Source organism: Actinopolyspora mortivallis DSM 44261 (assembly GCF_000384035.1).
GTDB lineage: Bacteria > Actinomycetota > Actinomycetes > Mycobacteriales > Pseudonocardiaceae > Actinopolyspora > Actinopolyspora mortivallis.
The window spans coordinates 1,357,176-1,380,393 of the sequence record NZ_KB913024.1 but is presented as its reverse complement, the minus strand read 5'-3'; the positions used below and the strand labels follow the sequence as shown (position 1 = coordinate 1,380,393).

Here is a 23,218-nt window from a genome sequence, read left to right as displayed (position 1 = left end):
CTTTCGACTCGCACCGGAAGCGCACGTGCTTGTCGCCCGCTCGGGGGAGCACACCGCGCGAAGACGGCCCCTCCGAGGGACACTGACGGGATCGGGACGCTCCTCGGGGGCGTGCTCCCGTCGCCAGGACGTAGGAGGGCCGGGGCCCGGTGAACCGAGAATCGCCGCACAGGATCCCGCTCCGGGTGTGGCGCATGCGCATGCGCCTCGCGGAGCACCTGCGTAACAGGATCTGGGTTGTGCCTGCCGTGTTCGCGGTGCTGGCGATCACGGCCGGGATCGTGTTCCCGGTCGTTGACGGGGCCACGGAGTTGACGGCCATCGCCTTCGACCCGGAGGCTGCCCGTAGCCTGCTTGGCTCGTTGGCGGGTGGGATGATCACCTTCACCGGCTTCGTCTTCTCCATCCTGCTGGTGGCGGTGCAGTTCGGATCGAGCCAGTTCTCCCCCCGGATGCTGTTGTTGTTCCTGCGGGATCCGGTCACCCAGCTGGCGCTTGGCACCTTCGTCGCCACTTTCCTGTACTCGCTGCTGGTGCTGAGCGCGGTCGGCCGCGCGGAGAACCCCGGCTTCGTGCCCCACAACTCGATCTCGATCGCCCTGGTGCTGCTGCTGGCGAGCATGTTCATGTTCCTGCGGCTGATCACCAACACGACCTCCGGGCTGCGTGTGGCCTCGGTGGTGAGCGAGCTCGGTCGGGAGGCACGCAAGGTGATCGAACGCGCCTATCCCGAACCTGCGGGAGCCGACGAGGCCGGCGAGCGCGATCCCCTTCCCCTTCCGGAGGACTCCCGTGTGATCACCTACCGTGGCGAACCCGGCGTGCTTCAGAGTGTGGACCGGCAGGACCTGGTGTCGTTGGCAACCGAGGCCGAGGCGGTGATCGAGCTGGTGCCCGCTGTCGGGGACCCCCTCGTCCCCGGCGACCCGCTCTTTCGGGTCCACGGACGTGCGGGGGCACTCGAGGCGGAAGAGCTTGAGTCCTCGATCGTGGTCGGTGACGAGCGGTCCGTGGAGCAGGATCCCGCCTTCGCTTTCCGGTTGCTCGCTGACATCTCCGTCAAGGCACTGTCTCCGGGGGTCAACGACCCCACCACCGCGACGCAGACGCTCAACCAGATCGAAGTCCTGCTGCGGATCCTCGCGCACCGCCGTCTCGGAGCCGACGTGGTGCACGACACGGAGGGCCGCGCCCGGTTCCGGTCGCGAACACCTTCCTGGGAGGACTACCTGAGTCTGGCCCTCGACGAGACCCGCCAATTCGGAGCGGGTTCGCTACAGGTCTCCCGGCGGCTGTTGGCGCTGCTTCGAGGCTTGCTGGAGACCGTTCCGAGCTACCGCGCCCCCGCCGTCGAGGCCCAGCTCGAGCTGGTGAGAGCGGGAGCCCGCAGGGCCTTCAGCGACGAACCGGACCGCGAGGCCGCCACCACGATCGATCCCCAAGGACTCGGTTCCTCGCGGGAAACCCCGTGAACGGCCCGGCCGCCGGGGGCAGTTGAGCGGGCGTCATCACCCAGCACACCCTCACGCAGAACTACCGTCTCACCCGACGGAGCACGCTCACCACCGGTGGGCGCACGAGATCCACACCGGGGCGGGATCCACCTCTCGGGTCCCCAGCTCCCCGCTCGTCGGGGCCGGAGAGCGGTCGCTTTCCGACCCCGACGGGGCGGAAGTGGTCACAGCGTCCTGGCGAGCCTGTTGGCCAGCAGGCTGGTGAACTGCGCCGGTTCCCGGAGCTCACCGCCCTCGGCCAGCAGTGCCATGCCGTGGAGGAGTTCGGCCGTCTCCTCCAGCTCCTGGCTCTGGCCGTTCTTCTCGTAGGACTCGCGCATCCCTCGCACGAGGGGGTGGTCGGGATTGACCTCGAGGATGCGTTTCACCGGCGGCACCTCGTGGCCCATGGCGCGGTACATCTTCTCCAGGGTCGGCCCCATGTCGTTGCTGTCGCTGACCACGCAGGCCGGTGAGGTGCTCAACCGCGAGGACAGCCGCACTTCCTTCACGTCGTCGGAGAGCTTGGTCGTCATCCAGGACAGCACCTCGGAGAACTCCTGCTCCCGCTGTGCCCGCTCGCCGTCCTCGCCGTCCTCGTCCTTCTCGTCGAGATCGACCTGCCCCTTGGCGATCGACCGGAACGGCTTACCGTCGAACTCGGGGACCGACTCCACCCACATCTCGTCGACCGGGTCGGTCAGCAGCAGCACCTCCACACCCTTGTCCCGGAAAGCCTCGATGTGCGGGGAGTTCTCGACCTTGGACCGCGAGCTGCCGGTGATGTAGTAGATGCTGTCCTGGCCCTCCTTCATCCGCTCGATGTACTCACGCAGCGTCGTCCTGTTCTCCGGATCGTGGGTGGACTCGAAGGAGGCGATCTCCAGGATCTGGTCACGGTTGTCGACGTCGTTGAGCAGCCCCTCCTTGACGACCTGACCGAACTGGTCCCAGAACTTCGCGTAGCGGTCCCGGTCCTGGCCCATCATGTCCCTGACCGTGGACAGGACCTTCTTGACCAGACGTCTGCGCATCATCTGGATCTGACGGTCCTGCTGCAGGATCTCCCGCGAGACGTTGAGCGAGAGGTCCTGCGCGTCCACCACGCCCTTGACGAAGCGCAGGTACTCCGGCAGGAGCTCCTCGCAGTCGTCCATGATGAACACACGCTTGACGTAGAGCTGGACGCCGCGCTTGTGGTCACGGGTGAACAGGTCGAAGGGAGCGACCGAGGGGATGAACAGCAGCGCCTGGTACTCGATCGTGCCCTCGGCCCGCAGGTGGATCGTCTCCAGCGGGGTGTTCCAGTCGTGGCTGATGTGCTTGTAGAACTCGTGGTACTCCTGCTCGGCCACCTCCTCCTTGGGACGTGCCCAGAGCGCCTTCATCGAGTTGATCGTCTCGACCTGCCGCGTGGTTTCGCCCTCGGAGTCGGTGCGTTCGACCTCCATTCGGATGGGCCACGAGATGAAGTCGGAGTAGCGCTTGACGATGTCGGTGATCGTCGTGCTGTCGGTGTAGTCGAGCAGGCTGTCTTCCTGGTCCTCGGCCTTCAGGTGCAGCGTCACCGCCGTACCCTGCGGGGCCTCGTCGACCGTCTCGAGGGTGTAGGTCCCCTCGCCGGTCGACTCCCATCGGGTGCCGGTGTTCTCCCCGGCCCGGCGGGTCAGCAGGGTCACCCTGTCGGCGACCATGAAACTGGCGTAGAACCCCAGCCCGAACTGGCCGATGAGTTCCCGGGCGGCCGCGCCGTCGTTGGTCTCCTTCAACCGCTGCAACAGCTCGGCCGTGCCCGACTTCGCGATCGTGCCGATGAGCTCCTGGACCTCGTCACGCGACATCCCGATACCGTTGTCGCGCACCGTCAACGTGCGGTTCTGCCTGTCGGTTTCGATCAGAATGTGCAGATCGGAGGTGTCCACCTCCAGGTCCTTGTCCCGGAAGGACTCCAGTCGCAGCTTGTCGAGCGCGTCCGAGGCGTTGGAAACGAGCTCGCGCAGGAACGTGTCCTTGTTCGAGTAGATGGCGTGGACCATCAACTGCAACAATCTGCGGGATTCCGCCTGAAATTCGAACGTTTCCGCCTGTGTACTCACTGATCCCCTTTCCCGAAACAACGGTTCCCACACGTCGTCCCGAACGACGACACCAGCACGGCCAGGATCATAGGACCCCGTGCGAGGGCGACACTCATCCCGCCAGGACAGCTGTGACGCCGCACCCATACCGGTCACCCGAGCGGCAGCGGAACCAGCGGATCACTCCGACAAAGGGCTGGAATCGGTCGTTCTCGTGGCGTTCCGGGCCTGTCGGCGGACACCACGCCCGGGTTCGGGCCACCTTCGGTTCCCACTCGGGAACAGTGTGATCGAATGGCGAAGTGGCATCTTCGAAGCACACTTCCACGAGGCCATCGGTCGTTCCCGAAACGTCGGCTTCGAAGGGCTTCTCGGGGGGATGGCCGCAGGCACTGGTGAGGCGGTACCCGCGTGTCCTCCTCGGCGCCTCGGTACCGCTACTGGCGTTCTCGGTGTGGCAGGTGCTGCTGCCCTTCCTCCACTGGGGGAGCGAGGGGCCCCACCTCCGGGGTGATTTCGAGGTCTACCGCTGGGCGGTACACACCTGGCTGTCCGGCGGCGACATCGTCGAGAACTGGGCACCGCTGCGGAACGGCACCAAGCTGCCCTGGGTGTATCCCCCGTTCGCGCTGCTGCCGTTGAGCCCGTTCGCCCTGCCACCGGCCGCGGTGGGCGCGTTTTTGATGTGGGCCGCTGACGCGGCGGCCATCGGCACGACGCTCTACCTGGTCGTGCGACACCGCTGGCCCGCCGTGGGCCCGCGCGGCGTGTTGGCGGTCGCGGCCGTGGCGCTCGCGTGCACACTGTGGTTGCATCCCGTCGCCGCGTGCTTCACCCAGGGGCAGATCAACCTCGTGCTGATGGGCCTGGTGGCCGCGGACTGTCTGGTACCGAACCCGCGCTGGCCACGCGGACTGCTGGTGGGTGTCGCCGCCGCGACCAAGCTCATGCCCGCTGCGTTCCTGCTGTTCTTCCTGTTCCGCAGGGACTTTCGAGCAGCGCTGGTCAGCGCGGTCACCGCGGTGGTCTGCACGCTGCTGGGGTTCGTGGTCGACTTCGAAGCCTCGGTGGAATACTGGTTCCGCCACGGCCCGGCCTCCTCCGTGGCGGGGCACGCGGCCGACACCAACCAGTCGATCCTGGGAATGCTCGCGCGGCTGGATCCGCAGCCATGGTTGCAGTACGGGATCTGGGCTGGCATATGCCTCGGGTTGCTCGTGATACTCGCGCGCACCCTCGGACGGGTCGACCCGCCGGTGGCGATGACGTTGACCGGACTGTTCTCGCTGCTGGCCTCACCGACGTCCTGGACGAGCAACTGGGTCTGGGTGATCCCCGGGCTGCTGATCCTGCTCGGATCCGCCGTGCGGTGCCGCAGCCTCAGCCGGTTGGCCCTCGCCGTGGTGATCGTCGTCGCGGCCAGGAGGCTACCGTTCACCGCGCTGGCCAACGAGAACATGCCCTGGCTGCCGCAGCAGCTCGTGGGCAACGCCTACGTCGTTCTCGCGGTGCTGCTGTCGCTGCTGACGGCCTGGCAGGCGAACCGTTCCCGTACCTCCGGAACGGTCCGAGCCTAGCCGCTCCGGGCGCACCCGCGGCTTCGGGTGCGCCCTCGCGAGTCCGGTTCCGCCGAGGACCGGGTGAAGAGACCGGCGAACCCGTTCGCTGTCGCCTGCCGCTCTCGGAGACACACGTGCTCCCCGGCCCGGCCACCCCTGAGGCAGGGCACGAACAGTCGCGGAACCCCGTCTCCGGACGGAGGTCCGTCGGATTGCCAGCCGGGTGTGATGATGCTGCGACAGCTCTCGAGGAAGTACGGACGGTGATCCCCACCGCCTGGGGTGTTCGCAGCGGAGACACCGATCGGCGCCATGACCGGCCTGTGGCGTGTCCGGTGTACGTCACTGATGCTTACCACCGCCGGGGGACAGGGTACCTCGGGTGGTGACCCCGTCAGCACCAAGCGCGAGGAGCCCGACGGTGACTCAACGTGGCGATCGGAGCGGAGACCCGGCCGCACACCGGTTCCACCGGAGCGCAACAGTGCTGGGCGTGCTGACGAGCCTGGTGGTGATGGTCGCGACCACGGTTGCCGTGCTCGCGCCCTCCCCGACCGAGACCCCCTCGGACGGCACGAGAGCGCCGGTGATCACGGCCGCTCCCGGAACCGTGCGGGACGAGATCGTCACGGCGGCACGGGCGGAACTCGGCACCGAGGAGGTCGGCAGGAACTGCCACGCGTACTCCGAGCAGTGCGTGCCCTGGTGTGCGCTGTTCGCCATGTCGACCTGGGAACGGGCGGGCGTGGACGTCGAGACCGAGGACTTCGCCTTCACCGGCGACGTCTACACCACAGGACGGAGTGAGGGCACGGCCTACGACAGCGCGCGGCTGGAGGAGGCCCGACCGGGTGACGTGCTGCTGTTCGGTACCGGCCCGCGGACTCCCACCTCCAGTCACCACATCGGCGTGGTCGAGAAGATCCGGGGTGACAGCGTCACCCTGATCGAGGGCAACACCGGCGACAACCCGGACAGGGTCATGCGCAGGACGTACCGACTCGACGCGAACACCTTCTACGGCGGCGTACACCCCTGGTGACCGAGCCCGGAACTCGGTCGAACACCCAGGCCCCTCCCCCGGCGGAGCCGGGCGCCCCACCGTTCGCCGAGCGCCACCACCGCCCGGAGCCGGCACGGACCACGGCACGAGTGCGCGAGTGGGGTATGTCATGAGACGGTCCACCACCACGCTTCGACCGTGTAGCTTCGTTGCTCGCCGCAGTGCTCGGGAAGCCGGTGAGAGTCCGGCGTGGTCCTCGCCACTGTGACCGGGGAGTGTCCCCGCACCAACGACGCCACTGGCCGAAGCGCCGGGAAGGCAGCGCGGGACACGAGGATCCGGAAGCCAGGAGACCGGCTGCGGCGCAGGTATCGCTCGACGAGGGATTGAGGACAGATGCGCCACCCGGCGAGACGTGTCGCCGCCCGGCCCCGCGCCGGACGCGACCGGCCACGACGCGTTGTCACGGTGCTCACCGCGCTGACGCTCACCGCGCTGATCGCCGGATGCGGCACCACCGGCGCGCGAACGACCGGCGGTGACCAGGAGAAGACTCCCCCCGGCTTTCCCGTCACGGTCACCAACTGCGGGGTGAGCACCACCTACCAGCGCCCTCCGCAACGCGCGGTGACGATGAACCAGCACGCCACCGAGATCATGCTCGCTCTCGGCCTTGCGGACCGCATGGTGGGCACCGCCTACCTGGACGACCGCATCCTCCCGGAGTACCGGGAGCAGTACCGGCGGATCCCGGTGTTGGCCGAGCGTTACCCCTCCTACGAGGCGTTACTGAAGAAGGCTCCCGACTTCGTCTACGGCGGTTACTCCTCCGCCTTCAGCCAGCAGGACGGACGCTCGCGCCAACGACTGCGTGAGGCGGGCGTCAACACGCACCTGAACATCGCCAACTGCACCGACGAACCGGTGGGCATGTCCGAGGTCCACGAGGAGATCCGGACGATCGCGAAGATCTTCGGCGTCCCGCAACGGGCCGAGAAGCTCATCGACCGTATGACCGGTACGTTGTCGCAGGTCCAGCGCCGGCTGGGCGACGTGCAGCCGGTGAGCGTGTTCGTCTACGACAGTGGCACGAAGTCGGCCTACACCACGGGCGGTGACGGGATCGCCAACGCGATCATCCGGATGTCCGGTGGTCGCAACATCTTCGCCGACCAGGACGAGAGCTTCTTCGACGTTTCCTGGGAGCAGGTGATCCGGCAGCGTCCCGAGCGGATCGTGATCCTGGACTACGGTTCGACCACGGTCGAGCAGAAGAGGAACGCGCTGCTGAACAAGCCCGCGCTGGCGGAGATCCCGGCCGTCGAGCACCGGCGGTTCGCGGTGCTGCCGCTGTCCTCGGCGGTGACCGGAGTGCGTGTCCCCCGCGCCGTGGCCGAGCTGAGTGAGCAGCTGCATCCGGGGCGGTTCCGATGAACGGTGGTGGGGTGACAAGCTCAGCAAGCACCGCACCGGCGGAGACGAACCCGCCACCGGAACCCGACCGCCCGGCTCCGGAACGCGTTTCGCCGCGCGAGCGCCGGATTCCCTACCCGGCGGTGCTGGCCCTGCTCGGCGGTGCGCTGGTGGTGGCCGTTGTGGTCAGCCTCGCCGTCGGTTCGGTCTGGCTTCCTCCGACGGACGTGGCCGCCGTCCTGGTGCACCAGGTGGTTCCGGGATGGGTCGATCCCGGATGGCCGGCCACGTACGACACGATCGTGCTGGACGTGCGCCTGCCTCGGGTGCTGCTCGCCGGGATCGTCGGTGCCGGCCTGTCCGCCGTCGGGACCGCCCTGCAGGCGCTGGTTCGCAACCCGCTCGCCGATCCCTACCTGCTCGGGATCTCCTCGGGAGCGTCCCTGGGAGCTGTGGCGGTGCTGGTCTCCGGAGCCATGGTTCTCGGGACACTCGCCACACCGATGGTGGCCGCGTTCGCCGGTTCGATGGTCACCCTGGTCGCGGTCTACACGCTGGCCAGTTCTGGGGGACGCATGACCACCACCCGTCTCGTGCTCGCCGGTGTGGCGGTGTCCTACGTGCTGTCCGCACTGGCGGACCTGTTGCTGAGCACCGCCGCCGATCCGCACCTGTTGTCCTCGATCCGGTTCTGGACCCTGGGCAGCGTCGCCGGGGCGGAGTGGCGGACTCTTCCGGTCCCGGCGATCGTGGTGCTGCTCGGTCTGGCCGTGCTGCTGTGGCAGGCGCGCTGGCTGAACCTGCTGGTCTCCGGTGAGGAGTCGGCCGGAACCCTGGGGTTGGACGTGCACCGTTTCCGCACCGGCATGTTCGTGCTGGTGTCGCTGATGACCGGCGTGATGGTGGCGGTCAGCGGTTCCATCGGGTTCGTCGGTCTGATGGTGCCGCACGCGGTGCGCATGCTGGTCGGGGCCGACCACCGGCGCGTGCTGCCGACCGCGGCGCTGCTGGGAGCGACGTTCCTGATCCTCGCCGACCTCGCCGCCCGCACCGTGGCCGCGCCGCAGGAGATCCAGCTCGGGGTGCTCACGGCGCTGTGCGGAGGACCGTTCTTCGTGTGGCTGTTGCGTCGTCAGGCGCGTCGGGAAAGGGCACTCCGATGAGTCACCACGAAGTGCGACCGGCCGAGCTGGACATCCGGGAGGTCTCCTGCACCGTCGGGGATCGTGAGGTCCTCTCGCGGGTGTCGCTGACAGTGGCGTCGGGTGAGATGGTCGGTGTGGTCGGCCCCAACGGCGCCGGAAAGTCGACGCTGCTGCGCACGGCCTACCGACAACTGCGACCCAGCCGGGGGCGGGTTCTGCTCGACGGGACGGACGTGTTCCGGATGTCGCGCCGCTCGCTGGCACGACGGCTGGCGGCCCTGCCCCAGGAGTTCCCCGCCGAGTTCGAGCTGACCGCCCACGACGTGGCCGCGATGGGACGCGCTCCGCACCAGCGGGGGATCGGCGGGGACCGTATCGGTGACGAACGGATCACCACCGTCTCGTTGGAGATGGTCGAGATGGCCGAGTCGGCCCGTCGGCCGTTCGACCAGCTCTCCGGCGGGGAGAAGCAGCGGGTTCTCATCGCTCGGGCACTCGCGCAGGAACCGGGGGTGCTGGTTCTGGACGAGCCCACCAACCATCTGGACATGCGTCACCAGTTCGACGTGCTGACCCTGGTGCGTCGGCTGAACGTGACGACCCTCGCCACGCTGCACGACCTGAACCTGGCCGCCCGTTTCTGCGACCGGATATGCGTGCTCGCCGCGGGTGAGGTGGTGGCGCTCGGAACTCCCGTCGAGGTGCTCACCGAACCGCTGCTGTCCGAGGTGTACGGCGTGCCCACCGAGATCGGCATCCACCCCCGTACCGGCGCTCCGACGGTGCTCTTCGGGGACTGATCGGCCGCCCGGCACCGTGTGGACCGCGCCCCGTCCTTCAGGAGAGAGATGAGCACGCACGCGAACCACCTGCTCACCCGCACACTCGACGGGATGAGCCCCACCGAGCGCGCCCGGCTGTTCCCCGCCGAGAACTGCGAGCTGGTGCCCGCCTCCCTCGTCGAGGATCCCGACTGGATGGCCGAGCAGCTGCGGTTGCGCGGCCGGATCTGGGGCACCGACGACGCGCGGGTGTTGGCCACCCTGTGGTGGTTCTCGACCTCGAGCAGGCTGATCACGCCGTCGATCGCCTCGTTCGTCGTCACCGGCGAGGTACTGTCCCCCAGTCTGGAGGACCTGTGGCTGCACCGGCATCCGGACAGCCGACTGTCCGGGGTCACCTCGGTGAAGGTGCTCACCGGCGGTCCTGCCCTGGAGTCCCTGGCCGAGGCGTTGCGACAGACTCTCGAACGCAGCATCGCCTCGGTAGCCGCCACCGCCCGGATGCGGCATCGCCCCCTCTGGGCGATCGCGACCGACGCCGTCGCCGGATGCCTGCTCTGGGCAGCACGCGCCCGAGGTGAGCCGGAGCGGGCCACCGCCCTGGCCGAACCGCTGGTGGCGGCCATGGGTGCTCCGATGCCCGCACCGCGTTACACCGAGATCGACTCCCCCTCGGGAACTCCCCGGTTGTTCACCAAGCGGACCTCGTGCTGCCTGCTCTACCGGGCGCCCGGCGAGGACAAGTGCTCCTCCTGCCCCGGTCGTCCTCCCGAGCAACGACACGCCCTGCTCCGCGAGAACTCCCCGCACTGACGGAGCTGATCCGGCTGCGACGCGGAGCTCCCGACCACTCAGAGCGCAGCACGACGCCCTCGTACTTGACCGTCGAACGAAGCAGAAAAGGACTCACACTCTGAACGTTATTCATATCGGGTATGAAAGAGCGCCCCAGAAAGAGCAACGGCCTTCCGTGTACGATGGCTCCTGGGAACAGAAACTCGCACGCAGAAAAGACCGTGGCACTACCACCGTGCCACAGGACTGTCGACCGAGGCGGTTGACTACCTGACCCGAGAAGCAACGGGGATGGTGACGTGGAGATCGGGGAATACGTTCTCCGTGTTTCAGGCCGTGGTTATGACATTGGAGTACTGTCGCACAACCTGTCCCAGAATATGTTGGCGGCGTTTCATGGAATATCGCAGCCGACGTTGTCGCGGATCATTACCACCATCGAGGAGAGCTTGGCCCACATCGTGACTGAGTTCCGTATCGACCTCGATGCCCCCGAGCACGATGCGACCCTGCTCGACGGGTTCCTCATCCCCATCGACAACCGGTCTGACCAGGACAAAATCTACTCCGGTAAACGCCGCCCATCCGGAGTCGGTGCCCACGTCGTCGCAACCTCGGACGGGCGACTGCTGACCGTTTCCGAAATCTTTCGTGGTTCCACCCACGATGTCACAGCCTTCCGCAACAGCAGCCTCGCTTCGCTGCCCAACCAGAGCAACACCATCGCCGACGGTGGTTGTCGCGGCACCAACATGGTCGTTCCGGTCCGGAAACCACACGGGTACGAACTCGACGCCGACCGCGCTGCCTTCAACGCAGCCTTGGCAGGATGGCGTGCTCCCGTCGAACGGGTCATCGCACAACCCAAGAACCGGAACATTCCGGCCACCGGACATCGAAGGCGCCTCTGCCACCTGCAACGCGTCGTCCACATCATCACCGGACTGGAACACTTCCGTACCTGCTACACAGCCTCATGAATAACGTTCTCAGAGTTTGAACACGTTGGCCACATAACCGACGTACTTCTCGGTTTTCCGCTCGCTGATCTCCTCCGCCCACGTCCTCAACGAAGTGCTCGGTCCGCGGCGAGCACAACGCTACCTCCGACGCAAGAACATCGCCGTCACGAGGACTCTCTACAAGTGGAGCAAGCGGTTCCCGAAGCTGATGCGCAGGCTCCTCATCGCGCAGGTCCGGGCCCAGCTCCCCGAGCACGTCAACGTCGATGACGGCGTGTGGCAACGACGAGCGCTGGCCGACCAGACCGAGTTCCTGAACCGGGTGCTCCGCTGAAGCCGAGCACGGCGACCCCGGCCGCACCGGCTGGCCCATCCGGTCCGGCAACCGACGGGGCAGCGCCCCGGATCCTGTCAGTGGTGATCGCATTCCCGACCGTGGCCCCCACGGAGACACTCGACCCGCCGCCACACCACCCGGACACCCCGAGTGCGAGCACACCAGCCCGCTGATCGTCCATGTGCGACAGAGCCTGAAAGCACCAGCTCGACGAGGTCGACACGACGCCGATGCACGCCTGTCCCAGGACCGCCTCCCGCTACCGAACGCATCAAACCTCGCGGGAGTTTTCATGTTCACATGGCCAGACCGAGTGCCTTCAAGATCGATAGCTCGCAGAGCTGTTAGCATCCCGAGCGCAAGATCACGAACGACGTTTCCGACAGCGATCACGTCGTGAATTCGAAGGGCTCGGGGTGGCTGAAGCACCGAAGGACGACGAAACGACAGAGGTGACGCGCGGATCGACACTGCGCGATACCGCGGACGTGGCGGCCGGAGCCGTGTCCGGAATGGCCATGGCGGGCGAAGCGGCCACCGAGTCCAAACCGGACGCGGCGACCACCATCGCCGCGGCGGAGCGACTTGCGGCGAACCAGGACTCGTACCTGCGACGCAAGCAGCTGTGGATGTTCGACGTGCTGGACGACGACGGTGACGGCGCGGTAACGCCCGCCGACACCATGCAGTTCGCGCACCGCCTCGCACGACTGACCGGCCACAGCGAGGACTCGCCGAGGGCACGGCAGCTGGAGGCCACGGTGAACCGGATCTGGCACGCACTGGTGGTCAAACCCGCCTGGGTGCCTGACCCGAAACGACTGGACAGGGAGCAGTTCGTCACGGTGATGGCGAACAGCGTGGCGGAAACGCCGGACAAAACACTGCAGTACATCGGCGTGGTCACGAACCTCGCTTTCGCGATGGCCGACGAGGACAACGACGGACTGGTCACCCGGGACGACGGACTCCGGCTCGTCACGGAGGTACTGCGCGTGGAGCGGGAGCACGCCGAGCACGCGTGGTCGGTGCTGGACTCCGACGGGAACGGCTACCTCGGCTATCCCGAGAGCCTGATGGCGGTCACCGACTTCATCATCAGCATCGACCCACAGGCACCGGGCAACCTGGCGCTCGGGCGCATCTGACGCCATGACAGGAGTGTTCTACGGTGCCGGCCTCGTCGAACTCGCCCAGCGGGTGACGGAGCCGGCACACTTGGTGGCGCACGAGCGGGACGGCGCACTGGGGCTCTCGGAGCGGCCGGTTCCGGGAGCCGTCGGCACGGTGCCTGCCTTGTACCCGGAGTGGCTGGGCGGCCAGAGCTTCACTGAGGCGCACGACGTGCGATTCCCCTACGTCGCGGGCGAGATGGCACACGGCATCACCGGCGTCGAACTCGTCGAGACCATGGCGCGGGCGGAGATGCTGACCTTCTTCGGGACGGCGGGGCTCGGCCTCGAACGGCTCGACCGGGAACTGGAACGACTGCGGACCCGTCTCGCCGGGCGACGGAACTGGGGCGTCAACCTCATCCACCACCCCGACGACGCGGCCATGGAGGACGCGGTCGCGGCGCGCCTGTTACGCGCCGGAGTACCGAAGATCTCTCTGTCGGCGTTCCTGGACATCACCCCTGCGGTGGTACGCTGCGCAGCCTCCGGACTGCGCACCGACGCGACGGGCCGGATCATTCGGAAGACCGCGCTGTTCGCCAAGGTCTCACGCCCGGAGACGGCTGAGCTGTTCATGTCGCCTCCCCCTTCCGGGCTGGTTCGTCGGCTCGTGGACAACGGCGAGATCACCGAGGAGGAGGGCCGTCTGGCCAGCCGGATACCGGTGACGGACGACATCACCGTCGAGGCGGACAGCGGTGGGCACACCGACGGCAGACCGCTGGTGTCGATCCTGCCCGCGGTCCTGTCCTTGGCGCGGCGGAAAAGCCCGGGAGTGCGGGTGGGCGCGGCGGGCGGACTCGGCGACCCGGCCGCGGTGTCCGCGGCGTTCTCCCTCGGCGCGGCCTACGTGCTCACCGGCTCGGTGAACCAGATGTCGCGCGAGGCCGCGGTCAGCGACGAGGCAAAAGCCATGCTCGCGCAGGCCGGGGTGGCGGACGTGGCGATGGCACCGGCGGGAGACATGTTCGAACTCGGCGCCAAGGTCCAGGTGCTGCGCCGTGGCACCATGTTCGCCGGCCGGGCGGCCCGGCTGTACCAGCTTTATCTCGAGCACTCCTCGCTGGAATCGCTGCCCGCCGAGACCAGGGACTCGTTGGAGCGCGAGATCCTCGGGGCCAGCCTGGACGAGGTGTGGCAACGCACCGAGGAGTACTGGGCGCAGCGCTGCCCGAGCGAGATCACCCGAGCTCAGGCGGACCCCAAGCACAGGATGGCACTGGTCTTCCGCTGGTACCTGGGCAATTCGGTCACATGGGCGGTCGACGGCACGCCCGGCCGCCGCAACGACTACCAGCTGTGGTGCGGCCCCGCGGCGGGAGCGTTCAACACGTGGACCACGGGCAGCTTCCTGGCCGAACCCGGCGGACGCACGGTCACGCAGATCGCCCGCAACCTGCTCCAGGGAGCCGCCGTACTCACCCGCGTGCACCAGCTGCGCGCGCTCGGGGTCCGCCTCCCCTCCGATGCCTTCGACTTTCGCCCCCGCCCACTGGTTTGAGAAACGGCAGAACGAACATGGACCACCGGATCGCGATCGTCGGCGTCAGCGCGATCATGCCGGGCGCGCCGGACGTGGACTCCTTCTGGCGCAACGTCGTCGAAGGACGCGACCTCATGACCGACGTACCGGCCGACCGCTGGCTGATCGAGGACTTCTACGACCCCGACCCGGACGCGCAGGACAAGACCTACGCCCGCCGCGGGGCCTTCCTGCCCGAAGTCGAGTTCGACCCGATGGCCCTGGGGGTGCCGCCCCGCAACCTGCCCGCCACCGACACCGCCCAGCTGCTGGCCCTGGTCGCCGCGGAACGCCTGCTGGCCGGACTCTCCGACACCGGGCTCGGCCAGATCGACGGCGAACGGGTCAGCGTGTTCCTCGGCTGCGCCTCCCTGCAGCTGCTCGGCGAGATGGCGATGCGGTCCGGACGCCCGCAGTGGCGCCGGACACTGCTGGACAGCGGACTGTCCGAGGCGGACGCCGACGCCGTCTGCGATCGAATCCTCGAGTACACGCCACCGTGGCAGGAAGCGACGTTCCCCGGCATGCTGAGCAACGTGGTCGCCGGGCGGATCGCGAACCGCTTCGACCTGCACGGCACCAACTTCACCGTCGACTCCGCCTGCGCGAGCTCGCTGGCCGCCCTGTCGGTCTCGGTCGACGACCTACTGCTCGGCCGCTCCGACATGGTGATCACCGGCGGGGTGGACACGCTCAACGACGCGATGACCTTCCAGTGCTTCAGCAAGACACCGGCCCTGTCGCCCACCGGCGACTGCCGCCCGTTCGACGAGCACGCGGACGGCACCATGCTGGGCGAGGGCCTCGGCCTGTTCGCCCTGAAACGACTCGCCGACGCCGAACGCGACGGCGACCGGGTGCACGCCGTCATCCGCGGCATCGGCTCCTCCTCGGACGGCAGCGGCACCTCGGTGTACGCACCGCTGGACACCGGGCAGGCACGGGCGCTGCGCCGGGCGTACGAGACCGCCGGCTACGGACCGGACACAGTCGGGCTGGTCGAGGCACACGGCACCGGCACCGCCCCCGGCGACGCCACCGAAACCGCCGCCCTGCACTCGGTGTTCGAGGCGAGTGGGCGGACGGACCGCCAGTGGTGCGCGCTCGGGTCCGTCAAATCCCAGATCGGACACACCAAGGCCGCCGCCGGAGCCGCAGGCCTGCTCAAGACCGCCCTGGCGCTGCAGCACAAGGTGCTACCGCCGACGATCAAGGTCGACCGACCGAACCCCGCGCTGAACCTGGAGAACAGTCCCCTCTACCTCAACACGCGGGCACGACCGTGGATCAACACGAGCGAGCACCCCAGACGGGCCTCGGTGTCCAGCTTCGGCTTCGGCGGCTCGAACTTCCACGTCACACTGGAGGAGTACACTGACGAAACGGCGGGAGCCCGCCCCGCGGTGCGCTGCGAAGCACGGCCGGGAGAACTGGTGGTGCTGTCCGCCGCGACGCCGCAGGAGCTGTTCTCACTCGACCTGTCGGGAAGCCTCACCGCGGTCGCGCGGCACTCCCAGAACGCCTTCCAGCACACGCGGGAACACCGGCTGGCGGTGGTCGCCTCGTCCAAGGAGGACCTCGAGCAGAAGCTGGAGCAGGCCCGGGGACTGGTCGGCACGAAGCCGTTCTCAACACCCTCCGGCCTGCACTACGGTGTCGGGCGCGCGCCGGGTCGGACAGCGTTCCTCTTTCCCGGTCAGGGAGCCCAGTACGTCGGCATGGGGGCCGACCTGGCGATGCACTTCCCCCAGGCCCACGCGGTGTGGGACCGGCACGAGATCTCCCCGCTGGTCTTCCCTCCACCGGCGTTCACCGACGCCGAGCGGCAGGCACAGCAGCACGCGCTCACCGACACCGGCGTCGCGCAACCCGCCATCGCCGCGCACAGCCTCGCGCTGCTGAACGTGTTGGAGACCGCGGGGGTGCGACCGGACTGCGTGGCCGGGCACAGCTTCGGCGAGCTGGTGGGGCTGCACGCGGCACGCGCGTTCGACGAGGACACGTTGATGCGGCTCGCCGTCCGGCGGGGCGAGCTGATGCGGCAGGGCTCCGGCGTCATGATCGCCCTGGACGCGGGCCCGGACGAGGTGACCAACCTCCTCGAGCGGCAGAACCTCGGTCAAGCCTGGATCGCCAACCACAACGGCCCGCGCCAGGTCGTGGTGGCCGCGACCGCCGAGGCGGGCGTGCTGGTGCGCCAGCACGCCACCGCGGCCGGAATGACCGCACGGACGCTCGACACCTCGGTTGCCTTCCACAGCCCTCTCGTCGCCCCCGCGACCGAACCGCTGCGGGACTTCCTGTCGGCGGAGACGGTGCGTGCACCGCTGCTGAACGTGTACGGCAACGCCACGGCAGCCGTGCACCCGGTGCGGCCGGCCGAGATCCGGCAGGCGATCGCCGACCACGTCGCCTCACCGGTCCGGTTCGCGGACATGGTGCACGCGATGCACGCCGACGGGGTGCGGATCTTCCTGGAAGTGGGGCCGGGCGGTACGTTGACCAGCCTGGTCAGGGAGAACCTCTCCGACTGCCATGCGATCGCCCTGGACCGCGCGAACTCCAACGGGGTGACCGGGCTCCTCGACGCGCTCGGGCAGCTCACCGCACTCGGCATCCCGCTCGACTTCGCCGGACTGTGGCACGGCCCGGAGGAGCCCGAGCCCGCACGACCGGCGATGCCCATCATGATCAACGGAGGCAATCACGGCAGGTCCTACCCGCCGACCCCGGAGTCCGCGCCGACCACACCGGCCCCTGCGCTGTCCGGGACCGGATCCGGCAACCAGGACGACGAGACGCTGCGCGCGGTCGCCGAAGCCCAGCAGGAGGTCGCCCGCGCCCACGCGGCGTACCTGAGCATGGCCGAGAAGTCGATCGACGCACTGACCTCGCTGGCCCCTGCCTCGGGCCCCGGCCTCGGGCAGACTGCCGCTCCCTCACCGACTTTCCGGACCACCACCCCACCACCCACACCGGCCGAGCCACCCGCGTCCCCCGAACCCCCTGCGACCTCCGAACCGCCCGCCGCCTCCACCACCCCGGTGACCCCGACGGCCCCGGAACCCGTGCAGTCACGCGGCATCGAAGAACTGGAACCCCAGGTGCTGGCCGCCGTGGCCGAGAAGACCGGCTACCCGGTGGAGATCCTGGAACCGCACATGGAGTTGGAGGCCGACCTCGGCCTGGACTCGATCACCCGCGCCCAGGTTCTCTCGGCCCTGCGCCCGATGTTCCCGCAACTGGAGGGAATGGACCGGGAACGGCTCACCCCGCTGCTGACGCTGCGCACCCTCGGTGAGATCGCCGACCGCTTACGCGAGCTGCTGAACGCACCCGCCCAGCCCGTCACCACCGCCCCCGACCGGACGATCCACCGGCACGTGCCGACGCTGCGGCGTGCGCCCGCACCGGGCGACGCCATGCAAGGACTCGGAACCGTCCTGGTCACCGATGACGGAACCGGAGTCGCCGAGGAAACGGCACGACTGCTCACCGAGCGCGGCGTCCACGCGCGGGTCGGCACCGCGGCCGACATCACCACGCTGGAGGCCGACGGCCTGGTGCTGCTCGGCGGGCTGGCCGAGACCACGTCCGCGGACGAGGCCCTGGCCATCCAACGGGACGCCTTCCGAGCCGCACAGGCGGTCGCGCCCCGGCTGCGCGCCGCGGGCGGTGTCTTCGTCACCGTGCAGGACACCGGAGGCGGATTCGGCCACCGCGACGCGCAACGGCCCTGGATCGGCGGCCTGGCCGCACTCGCCCGCACCGTCCGCTGGGAATGGCCGCTCGCCGCGGTCAAGGCCATCGACTGCCAGCGTGCGAACCGCTCGGCGACCGAGACCGCCACCGCCCTCGTCGACGAACTGCTCACCGGAGGCCCGGACCTCGACGTCGCGCTCGCCGCGGACGGCACCCGGTGGACGCTCGACACCACCGAGGCCCCGGAACCGGCCGCGGCCGGTGACTGGGCCGGTGGCGGGGAAGCCGACCCGGTGATCGTCGTGTCCGGCGGGACCGGGGCCGTCACGGCGGCGGCCCTGCGAGAACTCGGATCCCGGCACCGCGCACGCTTCGTCCTGCTCGGCCGCGGCTCCGGCCGCGAGGTGGACGGGCTGGACCAGGTCCGCTACATGCCCGTCGACGTCCGGGACGGAAACGCCGTACGGACGGCGCTCGCCGACGTCCGACAGCGGTGGGGACCGATCACCGGCGTCGTCCACGCGGCCGGGGTGCTGAACGACCAGCGGGTGGAGGACAAGACCGAGGGTCAGTTCGAGGCGGTGTTCAGCACCAAGGTCGACGGGCTGCGAGCACTGCTGGACGCCACCCGCGAGGACCCGCTGCGACTGCTGTGCGTGTTCTCCTCGGTCGTCGCCACGACCGGCAACGCCGGGCAGTGCGACTACGCGATGGCCAACGAAACCCTCAACCACGTGCTCGCCACCGAACAGCATGCTCGGCCGGACGCTGTGGTCCGCTCACTGCTGTGGGGGCCGTGGGAAGGTGGCATGGTCACCCCCGAACTGGCCGAGGTGTTCCGCCTCGGCGGTGTCGACCTGATCCCCCTGCGAGACGGAGCACGCGTCTTCGCCCAGGAACTGAGCTCCTCTGCCGACGACCCGCGCGTACTGATCACCGCCGGCCGCGCGCTGACGCGACTCGGGGAGGCCACCAATGGATGACCAGGACTTCGAGGTCATGCCCCGCCCTCCGCGGTCCCACCAGCCGACACCGGCCCCGAAGAGTGCCGCGGCGCTGATCTCCGAACAGTTGCGGCAGGCCACCGAGCTCCACGAGCGCTTCCTGGCCACGCAGGCGAGCTTTCACCCTCCCACCACGGGAACGGCCGTCGAACCCGCCACCGAACCGGCCCGCACGGCCCGGACCACCGTCGAGCTCGACGGCTGGTACCTCGACCGGGCCGGCCGCATGACGGGCGGCGCCGTACTGGACGAGCTGCTGGCGCTGTGGTCGCAGAGCGACGGCGTGCTCGACGGCGAACTCACTTTCCACCACGCCCTGCCCGCACCGGGTGATCAGCTGCTCGGCTCGCTGACCGCCACCGGAGCGGCGCTGCAGGGCGGAATCGACGGCCATCTGTCGTTGCACGGCAGCCTTTCGGACGGCTTGGACGTGGCCCTGCCGACGGAGCATCCCGGGGTCGCGTTCGACACCGACGCGGTCACGGCGTTCGCCGAGGGCCGCCCAGCCGACTGCTTCACCGGTCCCGAGTGGGAGCTCACGCGTGCCCACGTCCGAAGCCCCGGAATCGGCTCACGACGCATCCTCCTGCTGCGCGAGGTCACCGCGTTCGATCCCGACCGCGGACTCACCGCGATCGGCCGCACCCCGCCGACCACGTGGCACTCGCCCGCCGCGCTGCTCGAAGGCGGCCTGCAAGCGACGGCGTTCCACCTCGCCGCGACCGGTTGCACGATCCACCACGACGGCTGGCGCTTCGAACCACTTCCGGAGGCTTCCGCCCGCCTGCGGATCCTGCTCAACGCTCCCAACGGAACACCCCGATACCACCTCACCCTGCGCTCACTCACCGGCACGACCGCGCAGGCGGACGTGGTCGTCACGATCGACGAGCAGGTGGTGCTGTGCGCCGAAGGACTCGCCGTTCACCTCGTCGCCGACACCCCCCTGCCCCACTGGAAGCTCCTCGGCCCACCCGCGGTCCAGCGCACCGGCGACCCGGTCCCGCTCAGCACACTGGCGGGCCTGCGCGGCCACGAGGATCCGGCCGCAGCGGACACGGGCCGAATCCGCTACGACCACGCCGCGATGCTCACCGCCGCCTGGGGACCGCGTGCCGAGATCCTCCCCGGCGCCAGCGACGACGCGTTGCGGCTGCCCGGGCCGCCGTACCTGTTCCTCACCCGGGTCACCGAGCTGTCCGTCACCCACGGGTACTTCCTCCCCGGCAGCAGCTTGACCGCCGAGTACGACGTACCCCGGCACGTGTGGTTCCGCGAGCAGAGCGGGACGGTGCCGGTCGCCGTGCTGATGGAGATCGCGCTACAGCCCTGCGGCTTCCTGACCGCCCTGATGAACGGCGGTACGGCCGACGAGCGGCTGCGAATCCGCAATCTCGACGGTCGACTCTCGACGGTCCACGAGGTTCCCCCCGACGTCGGCTCGTTGCGTACCGCGGTCGAGCTCACCGACATCGAGCACTGGGACGGCACGACGATCGAAACGTTCCGTATCCACTGCGAAGCCGACGGCGTCACCGCCCTGGAGGGCACCACGGTATTCGCCTTGACCTCGGCGGAGCAGTTGACGGTCCAGACCGGTCTGCCGGTGAGCGACCACGATCGCTCCCGCCTCGCCCAGCCCTGCGAACACCCCGTTGTCGACCTGCGCTCCCGACCCGCGCGGTTCTTCGGGCACTCCGCCCGGCTGCCCGGCCAGATGCTGCTGATGCTCGACCGGCTCACCGGCTACTGGCCCGACGGCGGCTCGGCAGGACTCGGACGGCTACGCGCCGAGTGTGACGTGCGGGCCGAGGCCTGGTACTTCAAAGCGCACTTCTTCAACGACCCGGTCCAACCCGGTTCCCTCGGGGTCGAGGCGATGTGCCAGCTCCTGTCCTGCTACCTGATCCAGCACGGCGTCGAGGACGGGTTCCGCTTCGAGCCCGTCGTGCCCGACTCGTGGACGTACCGCGGTCAGGTTCTGCCCTCCGACGCGCTCGTCACCATCGAACTGGACGTGCTGGACGTCGAACTGGGTCCCGACGGCGGGCACGCAACGGCCGAGGCCTGGCTGTGGGTGGACGGTCGCAAGATCTACCACGTGCCCCGCCTGCGGGTGCGCGTGGTGCCCGGCGCGCCGGACTCGCCCTCCGCGGTCGACACCGTACTCGACCCCAGAACGGACACGTGGCTGGCCGACCACTGCCCCACCTGGACGGTCCCCGCCGTGCCGCTGATGTCGACCGCCGAACTCCTCGTCCGGTCCGCCGGGGATCGTGCCGGACGCCCGGTGCGGGTGCTGCGTGACCTGAGCATGCAGCGCTGGCTGCCCGTCGCCGACCCGATCCGGCTTCGCGCCACCTGCACCGACGAGCAGACGCGGCTCGCGGTGTGGCACGAGGCCGGATCGCTCTCCAGATTCGTGCCGGTGGCCACCGCGACGGTCAGTTTCGAGCCGCCACCGCGCCCAGCTCGCTTCGCCCCGCTGGCGGACCTCGCGGACGTGCCAGATCCGTACGAAAACGCGAACCTCTTCCACGGGCCGAGCTTCCAGTACCTGACGACACTGAGGATGGGCGCCACCGGGGCCAGCGGCGTCCTCGACGCCGACCGCGGGTCGGTGCCCCGTGGCGTGCTGCACCAAGGGCTGCTGGACGCCGCGCTGCACACCATCCCACACGACGAACTGCACCGGTGGGACCCGGCGATCGGATCCGACCGGCTTGCGTTCCCGCACCGGCTCAGCCACCTCGCCGTGCACGAGCCCCTGCCCGACCACGGCGAGATCGAGGTCGAGGCCCGCTTCGCCGGCACGCTGCCGGACGACCTCGTCGCGATCGACATCCAGATGTGCCGGGGAGAAAACGTGCTGGTCGCGTTCCGGACCGTCGTCGTGCACATCCCGGTCGGAGCTCTGACCGCGGTTTCCGGACGGGAACGACGCGCCTACCTGCGCGACGCAGCGCCCGACTCCCGCCTCCTGCTGACCAGCCCGGACGGAGTGCTGCGACGGCACGACGTGGAGCGGGCCGACACGGTGCCGGGCACCGTCAACGTCATCTACGGTCTGCCCGCGGACACCCGCGCCACGGACTGGCTGGCCCACATCGCCGTCAAGGACCACGTCGCCCGAACCACCGGTGTCCACCCGAGCACGGTCGAGGTAACCAGTCTCGACGACGTCAGCTGGGACGAGGAATCCGCCACTGTGAGGACCCCATGATCCTGATCACCGGAGCCTCCGGTGCCGTAGGCTCCGCCCTGCTGCGCGAGCTGGACGGCACCGACGAGGTCATCGCGCTCACCCATCACAAACCGGTCGGCACCGCTTCCGTGCGTGGCGACGTGACCCGGCCCTGGCTCGGCCTCCACCCGGCCGAGTACCGCGAGCTCGCGGCCAAGGTCGACGTGGTCGTGCACTGCGCGGCGGCCGTGAACTTCTCGGCCTCACACGAGCACCTGCATCGGGTCAACGTCGTCGGCACCGGCCACGTCCTGCGGTTCGTCGCGGACGCCGAAGCCCGCCTCGTGCACGGCTCCACGGCGTTCGTCGCCCGCGCGGGTGACGGCACCCCCTTCGACGCGTACGCCGCCACCAAATCCGCGGGCGAGACCCTGGTCCGCGAATCCGGCCTGCCCGCCTGCATCGCCCGCATCTCCACCGTGATCGGCGACGTCCCGCGGCTTCAGGCGTTCCACTACCTGCTCGGCTTCGCGCTGTCCGGCCAGCTCCCCTTCCTGCCCTGCACGCCCGGAACCCGCGTCGACCTCGTTCCCCGGGATGCCGTCGCCGCCGCGCTGGCCGCCCTCGCCCACGACCACGACGCGCACGGTGACCACTGGCTCACCGCCGGCCCGGCAGCCCTGCCGATGGAACGCGTCATCGAGATCGCTATCGACGCCGCTTCCGCCCGCGCCCAGGACGACGAAGAACTGCGCGACATCGACCAGACGATCTTCCACACCCGGCTGATCGACCCCGCAGTGGCCTCCACGGTGCTCACCGCCGTCCTCTCCCGCTCCTCCAGCTCCGCGGCGCCCAGCGTCATCGAGCGCGCCGCCAACCTCATGGCCGCCTACGACAACGCCGAGCCGTTCCCCACCTCCCTCGGCCAGATTCCCTCCGGCCCACCCGCTCCCACCGTCGAATCGAGTGAGACCGCCCTGCGCCACCTGACCGACTACCTCACCGGACTGCCCCGGCAGACCTGGGAACTGTCCTAGACGAGTGATTCCGAAGTGGTTGCT

General features: G+C 69.1%; 15 protein-coding genes and 1 riboswitch. Of the genes, 14 read left to right on the top strand and 1 reads right to left on the bottom strand.

From position 1 onward, the window contains the following. The first annotated feature begins 194 nt into the window (after positions 1-194). Positions 195-1,472, top strand: coding sequence for a DUF2254 domain-containing protein (locus tag ACTMO_RS0106695; protein WP_019853900.1), 1,278 nt, complete (start codon positions 195-197; stop codon positions 1,470-1,472). 206 nt (positions 1,473-1,678) lie between these two features. On the opposite strand, the gene htpG is transcribed toward ACTMO_RS0106695, so the two are convergent. Next, complete coding sequence (htpG, locus tag ACTMO_RS0106690; protein WP_245556058.1) at positions 1,679-3,529, bottom strand: molecular chaperone HtpG; 1,851 nt, start codon at positions 3,527-3,529, stop codon at positions 1,679-1,681. A 437-nt stretch (positions 3,530-3,966) separates the two neighbouring features. Between htpG and ACTMO_RS0106685 the strand changes: the two genes are divergently transcribed. From ACTMO_RS0106685 to ACTMO_RS0106620, 13 genes are all read left to right on the top strand, one after another. Beyond that, positions 3,967-5,148 carry a glycosyltransferase family 87 protein gene (locus ACTMO_RS0106685; protein WP_019853898.1) on the top strand — a complete coding sequence of 394 codons (1,182 nt, stop codon included), beginning with the start codon at positions 3,967-3,969 and terminating at the stop codon, positions 5,146-5,148. 475 nt (positions 5,149-5,623) lie between these two features. Continuing rightward, positions 5,624-6,172, top strand: a complete 549-nt coding sequence (locus tag ACTMO_RS0106680; protein ID WP_245556056.1) for a CHAP domain-containing protein — start codon at positions 5,624-5,626, stop codon at positions 6,170-6,172. A 163-nt stretch (positions 6,173-6,335) separates the two neighbouring features. Beyond that, positions 6,336-6,509, top strand: a riboswitch (cobalamin riboswitch). A 20-nt stretch (positions 6,510-6,529) separates the two neighbouring features. Next, complete coding sequence (locus tag ACTMO_RS0106675; protein WP_051099027.1) at positions 6,530-7,567, top strand: ABC transporter substrate-binding protein; 1,038 nt, start codon at positions 6,530-6,532, stop codon at positions 7,565-7,567. Between the two features lie 11 nt (positions 7,568-7,578). Beyond that, the gene (locus ACTMO_RS0106670) at positions 7,579-8,709 is read left to right on the top strand and encodes a FecCD family ABC transporter permease (protein WP_211212916.1); all 1,131 of its coding nucleotides are present in this window, start codon (positions 7,579-7,581) and stop codon (positions 8,707-8,709) included. Next, positions 8,706-9,491 carry an ABC transporter ATP-binding protein gene (locus tag ACTMO_RS0106665; RefSeq protein WP_019853894.1) on the top strand — a complete coding sequence of 262 codons (786 nt, stop codon included), beginning with the start codon at positions 8,706-8,708 and terminating at the stop codon, positions 9,489-9,491. The genes ACTMO_RS0106670 and ACTMO_RS0106665 overlap by 4 nt, the downstream gene beginning before the upstream one ends. Positions 9,492-9,539: 48 nt before the next feature. After that, a complete protein-coding gene (locus tag ACTMO_RS20555; protein WP_019853893.1) occupies positions 9,540-10,286 on the top strand; it encodes a (2Fe-2S)-binding protein in 747 nt (248 codons plus the stop codon). A gap of 281 nt (positions 10,287-10,567) precedes the next feature. Then, positions 10,568-11,248, top strand: a complete 681-nt coding sequence (locus ACTMO_RS0106655) for a transposase family protein (protein ID WP_157062819.1) — start codon at positions 10,568-10,570, stop codon at positions 11,246-11,248. Positions 11,249-11,342: 94 nt separating this feature from the next. Next, on the top strand, positions 11,343-11,564 hold the full coding sequence (locus tag ACTMO_RS0106645; protein WP_019853891.1) for a hypothetical protein: 222 nt from the start codon (positions 11,343-11,345) through the stop codon (positions 11,562-11,564). A 419-nt stretch (positions 11,565-11,983) separates the two neighbouring features. Further along, the gene (locus tag ACTMO_RS0106640) at positions 11,984-12,715 is read left to right on the top strand and encodes an EF-hand domain-containing protein (RefSeq protein WP_157062818.1); all 732 of its coding nucleotides are present in this window, start codon (positions 11,984-11,986) and stop codon (positions 12,713-12,715) included. Between the two features lie 4 nt (positions 12,716-12,719). Then, positions 12,720-14,243 carry a PfaD family polyunsaturated fatty acid/polyketide biosynthesis protein gene (locus ACTMO_RS0106635; RefSeq protein WP_033401504.1) on the top strand — a complete coding sequence of 508 codons (1,524 nt, stop codon included), beginning with the start codon at positions 12,720-12,722 and terminating at the stop codon, positions 14,241-14,243. A 17-nt stretch (positions 14,244-14,260) separates the two neighbouring features. Further along, positions 14,261-18,949: a type I polyketide synthase gene (locus tag ACTMO_RS0106630; RefSeq protein WP_019853888.1), complete on the top strand. Its 4,689-nt coding sequence runs from the start codon at positions 14,261-14,263 to the stop codon at positions 18,947-18,949. Next, positions 18,942-22,193 carry a hotdog family protein gene (locus ACTMO_RS21920; RefSeq protein ID WP_019853887.1) on the top strand — a complete coding sequence of 1,084 codons (3,252 nt, stop codon included), beginning with the start codon at positions 18,942-18,944 and terminating at the stop codon, positions 22,191-22,193. The genes ACTMO_RS0106630 and ACTMO_RS21920 overlap by 8 nt, the downstream gene beginning before the upstream one ends. Beyond that, a complete protein-coding gene (locus ACTMO_RS0106620; RefSeq protein ID WP_019853886.1) occupies positions 22,190-23,194 on the top strand; it encodes an SDR family oxidoreductase in 1,005 nt (334 codons plus the stop codon). Before ACTMO_RS21920 ends, ACTMO_RS0106620 begins: the two co-directional genes overlap by 4 nt. Positions 23,195-23,218: the final 24 nt, after the last annotated feature.

Bases quoted from the DNA above. Each gene is read 5' to 3' on its own strand.
- htpG (WP_245556058.1), bottom strand. From the start codon at position 3,529: ATGGTCCACGCCATCTACTCGAACAAGGACACGTTCCTGCGCGAGCTC.
- ACTMO_RS0106630 (WP_019853888.1), top strand. From the start codon at position 14,261: ATGGACCACCGGATCGCGATCGTCGGCGTCAGCGCGATCATGCCGGGC.
- ACTMO_RS0106695 (WP_019853900.1), top strand. From the start codon at position 195: ATGCGCATGCGCCTCGCGGAGCACCTGCGTAACAGGATCTGGGTTGTG.
- ACTMO_RS0106620 (WP_019853886.1), top strand. From the start codon at position 22,190: ATGATCCTGATCACCGGAGCCTCCGGTGCCGTAGGCTCCGCCCTGCTG.
- ACTMO_RS0106635 (WP_033401504.1), top strand. From the start codon at position 12,720: ATGACAGGAGTGTTCTACGGTGCCGGCCTCGTCGAACTCGCCCAGCGG.
- ACTMO_RS21920 (WP_019853887.1), top strand. From the start codon at position 18,942: ATGGATGACCAGGACTTCGAGGTCATGCCCCGCCCTCCGCGGTCCCAC.
- ACTMO_RS20555 (WP_019853893.1), top strand. From the start codon at position 9,540: ATGAGCACGCACGCGAACCACCTGCTCACCCGCACACTCGACGGGATG.
- ACTMO_RS0106665 (WP_019853894.1), top strand. From the start codon at position 8,706: ATGAGTCACCACGAAGTGCGACCGGCCGAGCTGGACATCCGGGAGGTC.
- ACTMO_RS0106675 (WP_051099027.1), top strand. From the start codon at position 6,530: ATGCGCCACCCGGCGAGACGTGTCGCCGCCCGGCCCCGCGCCGGACGC.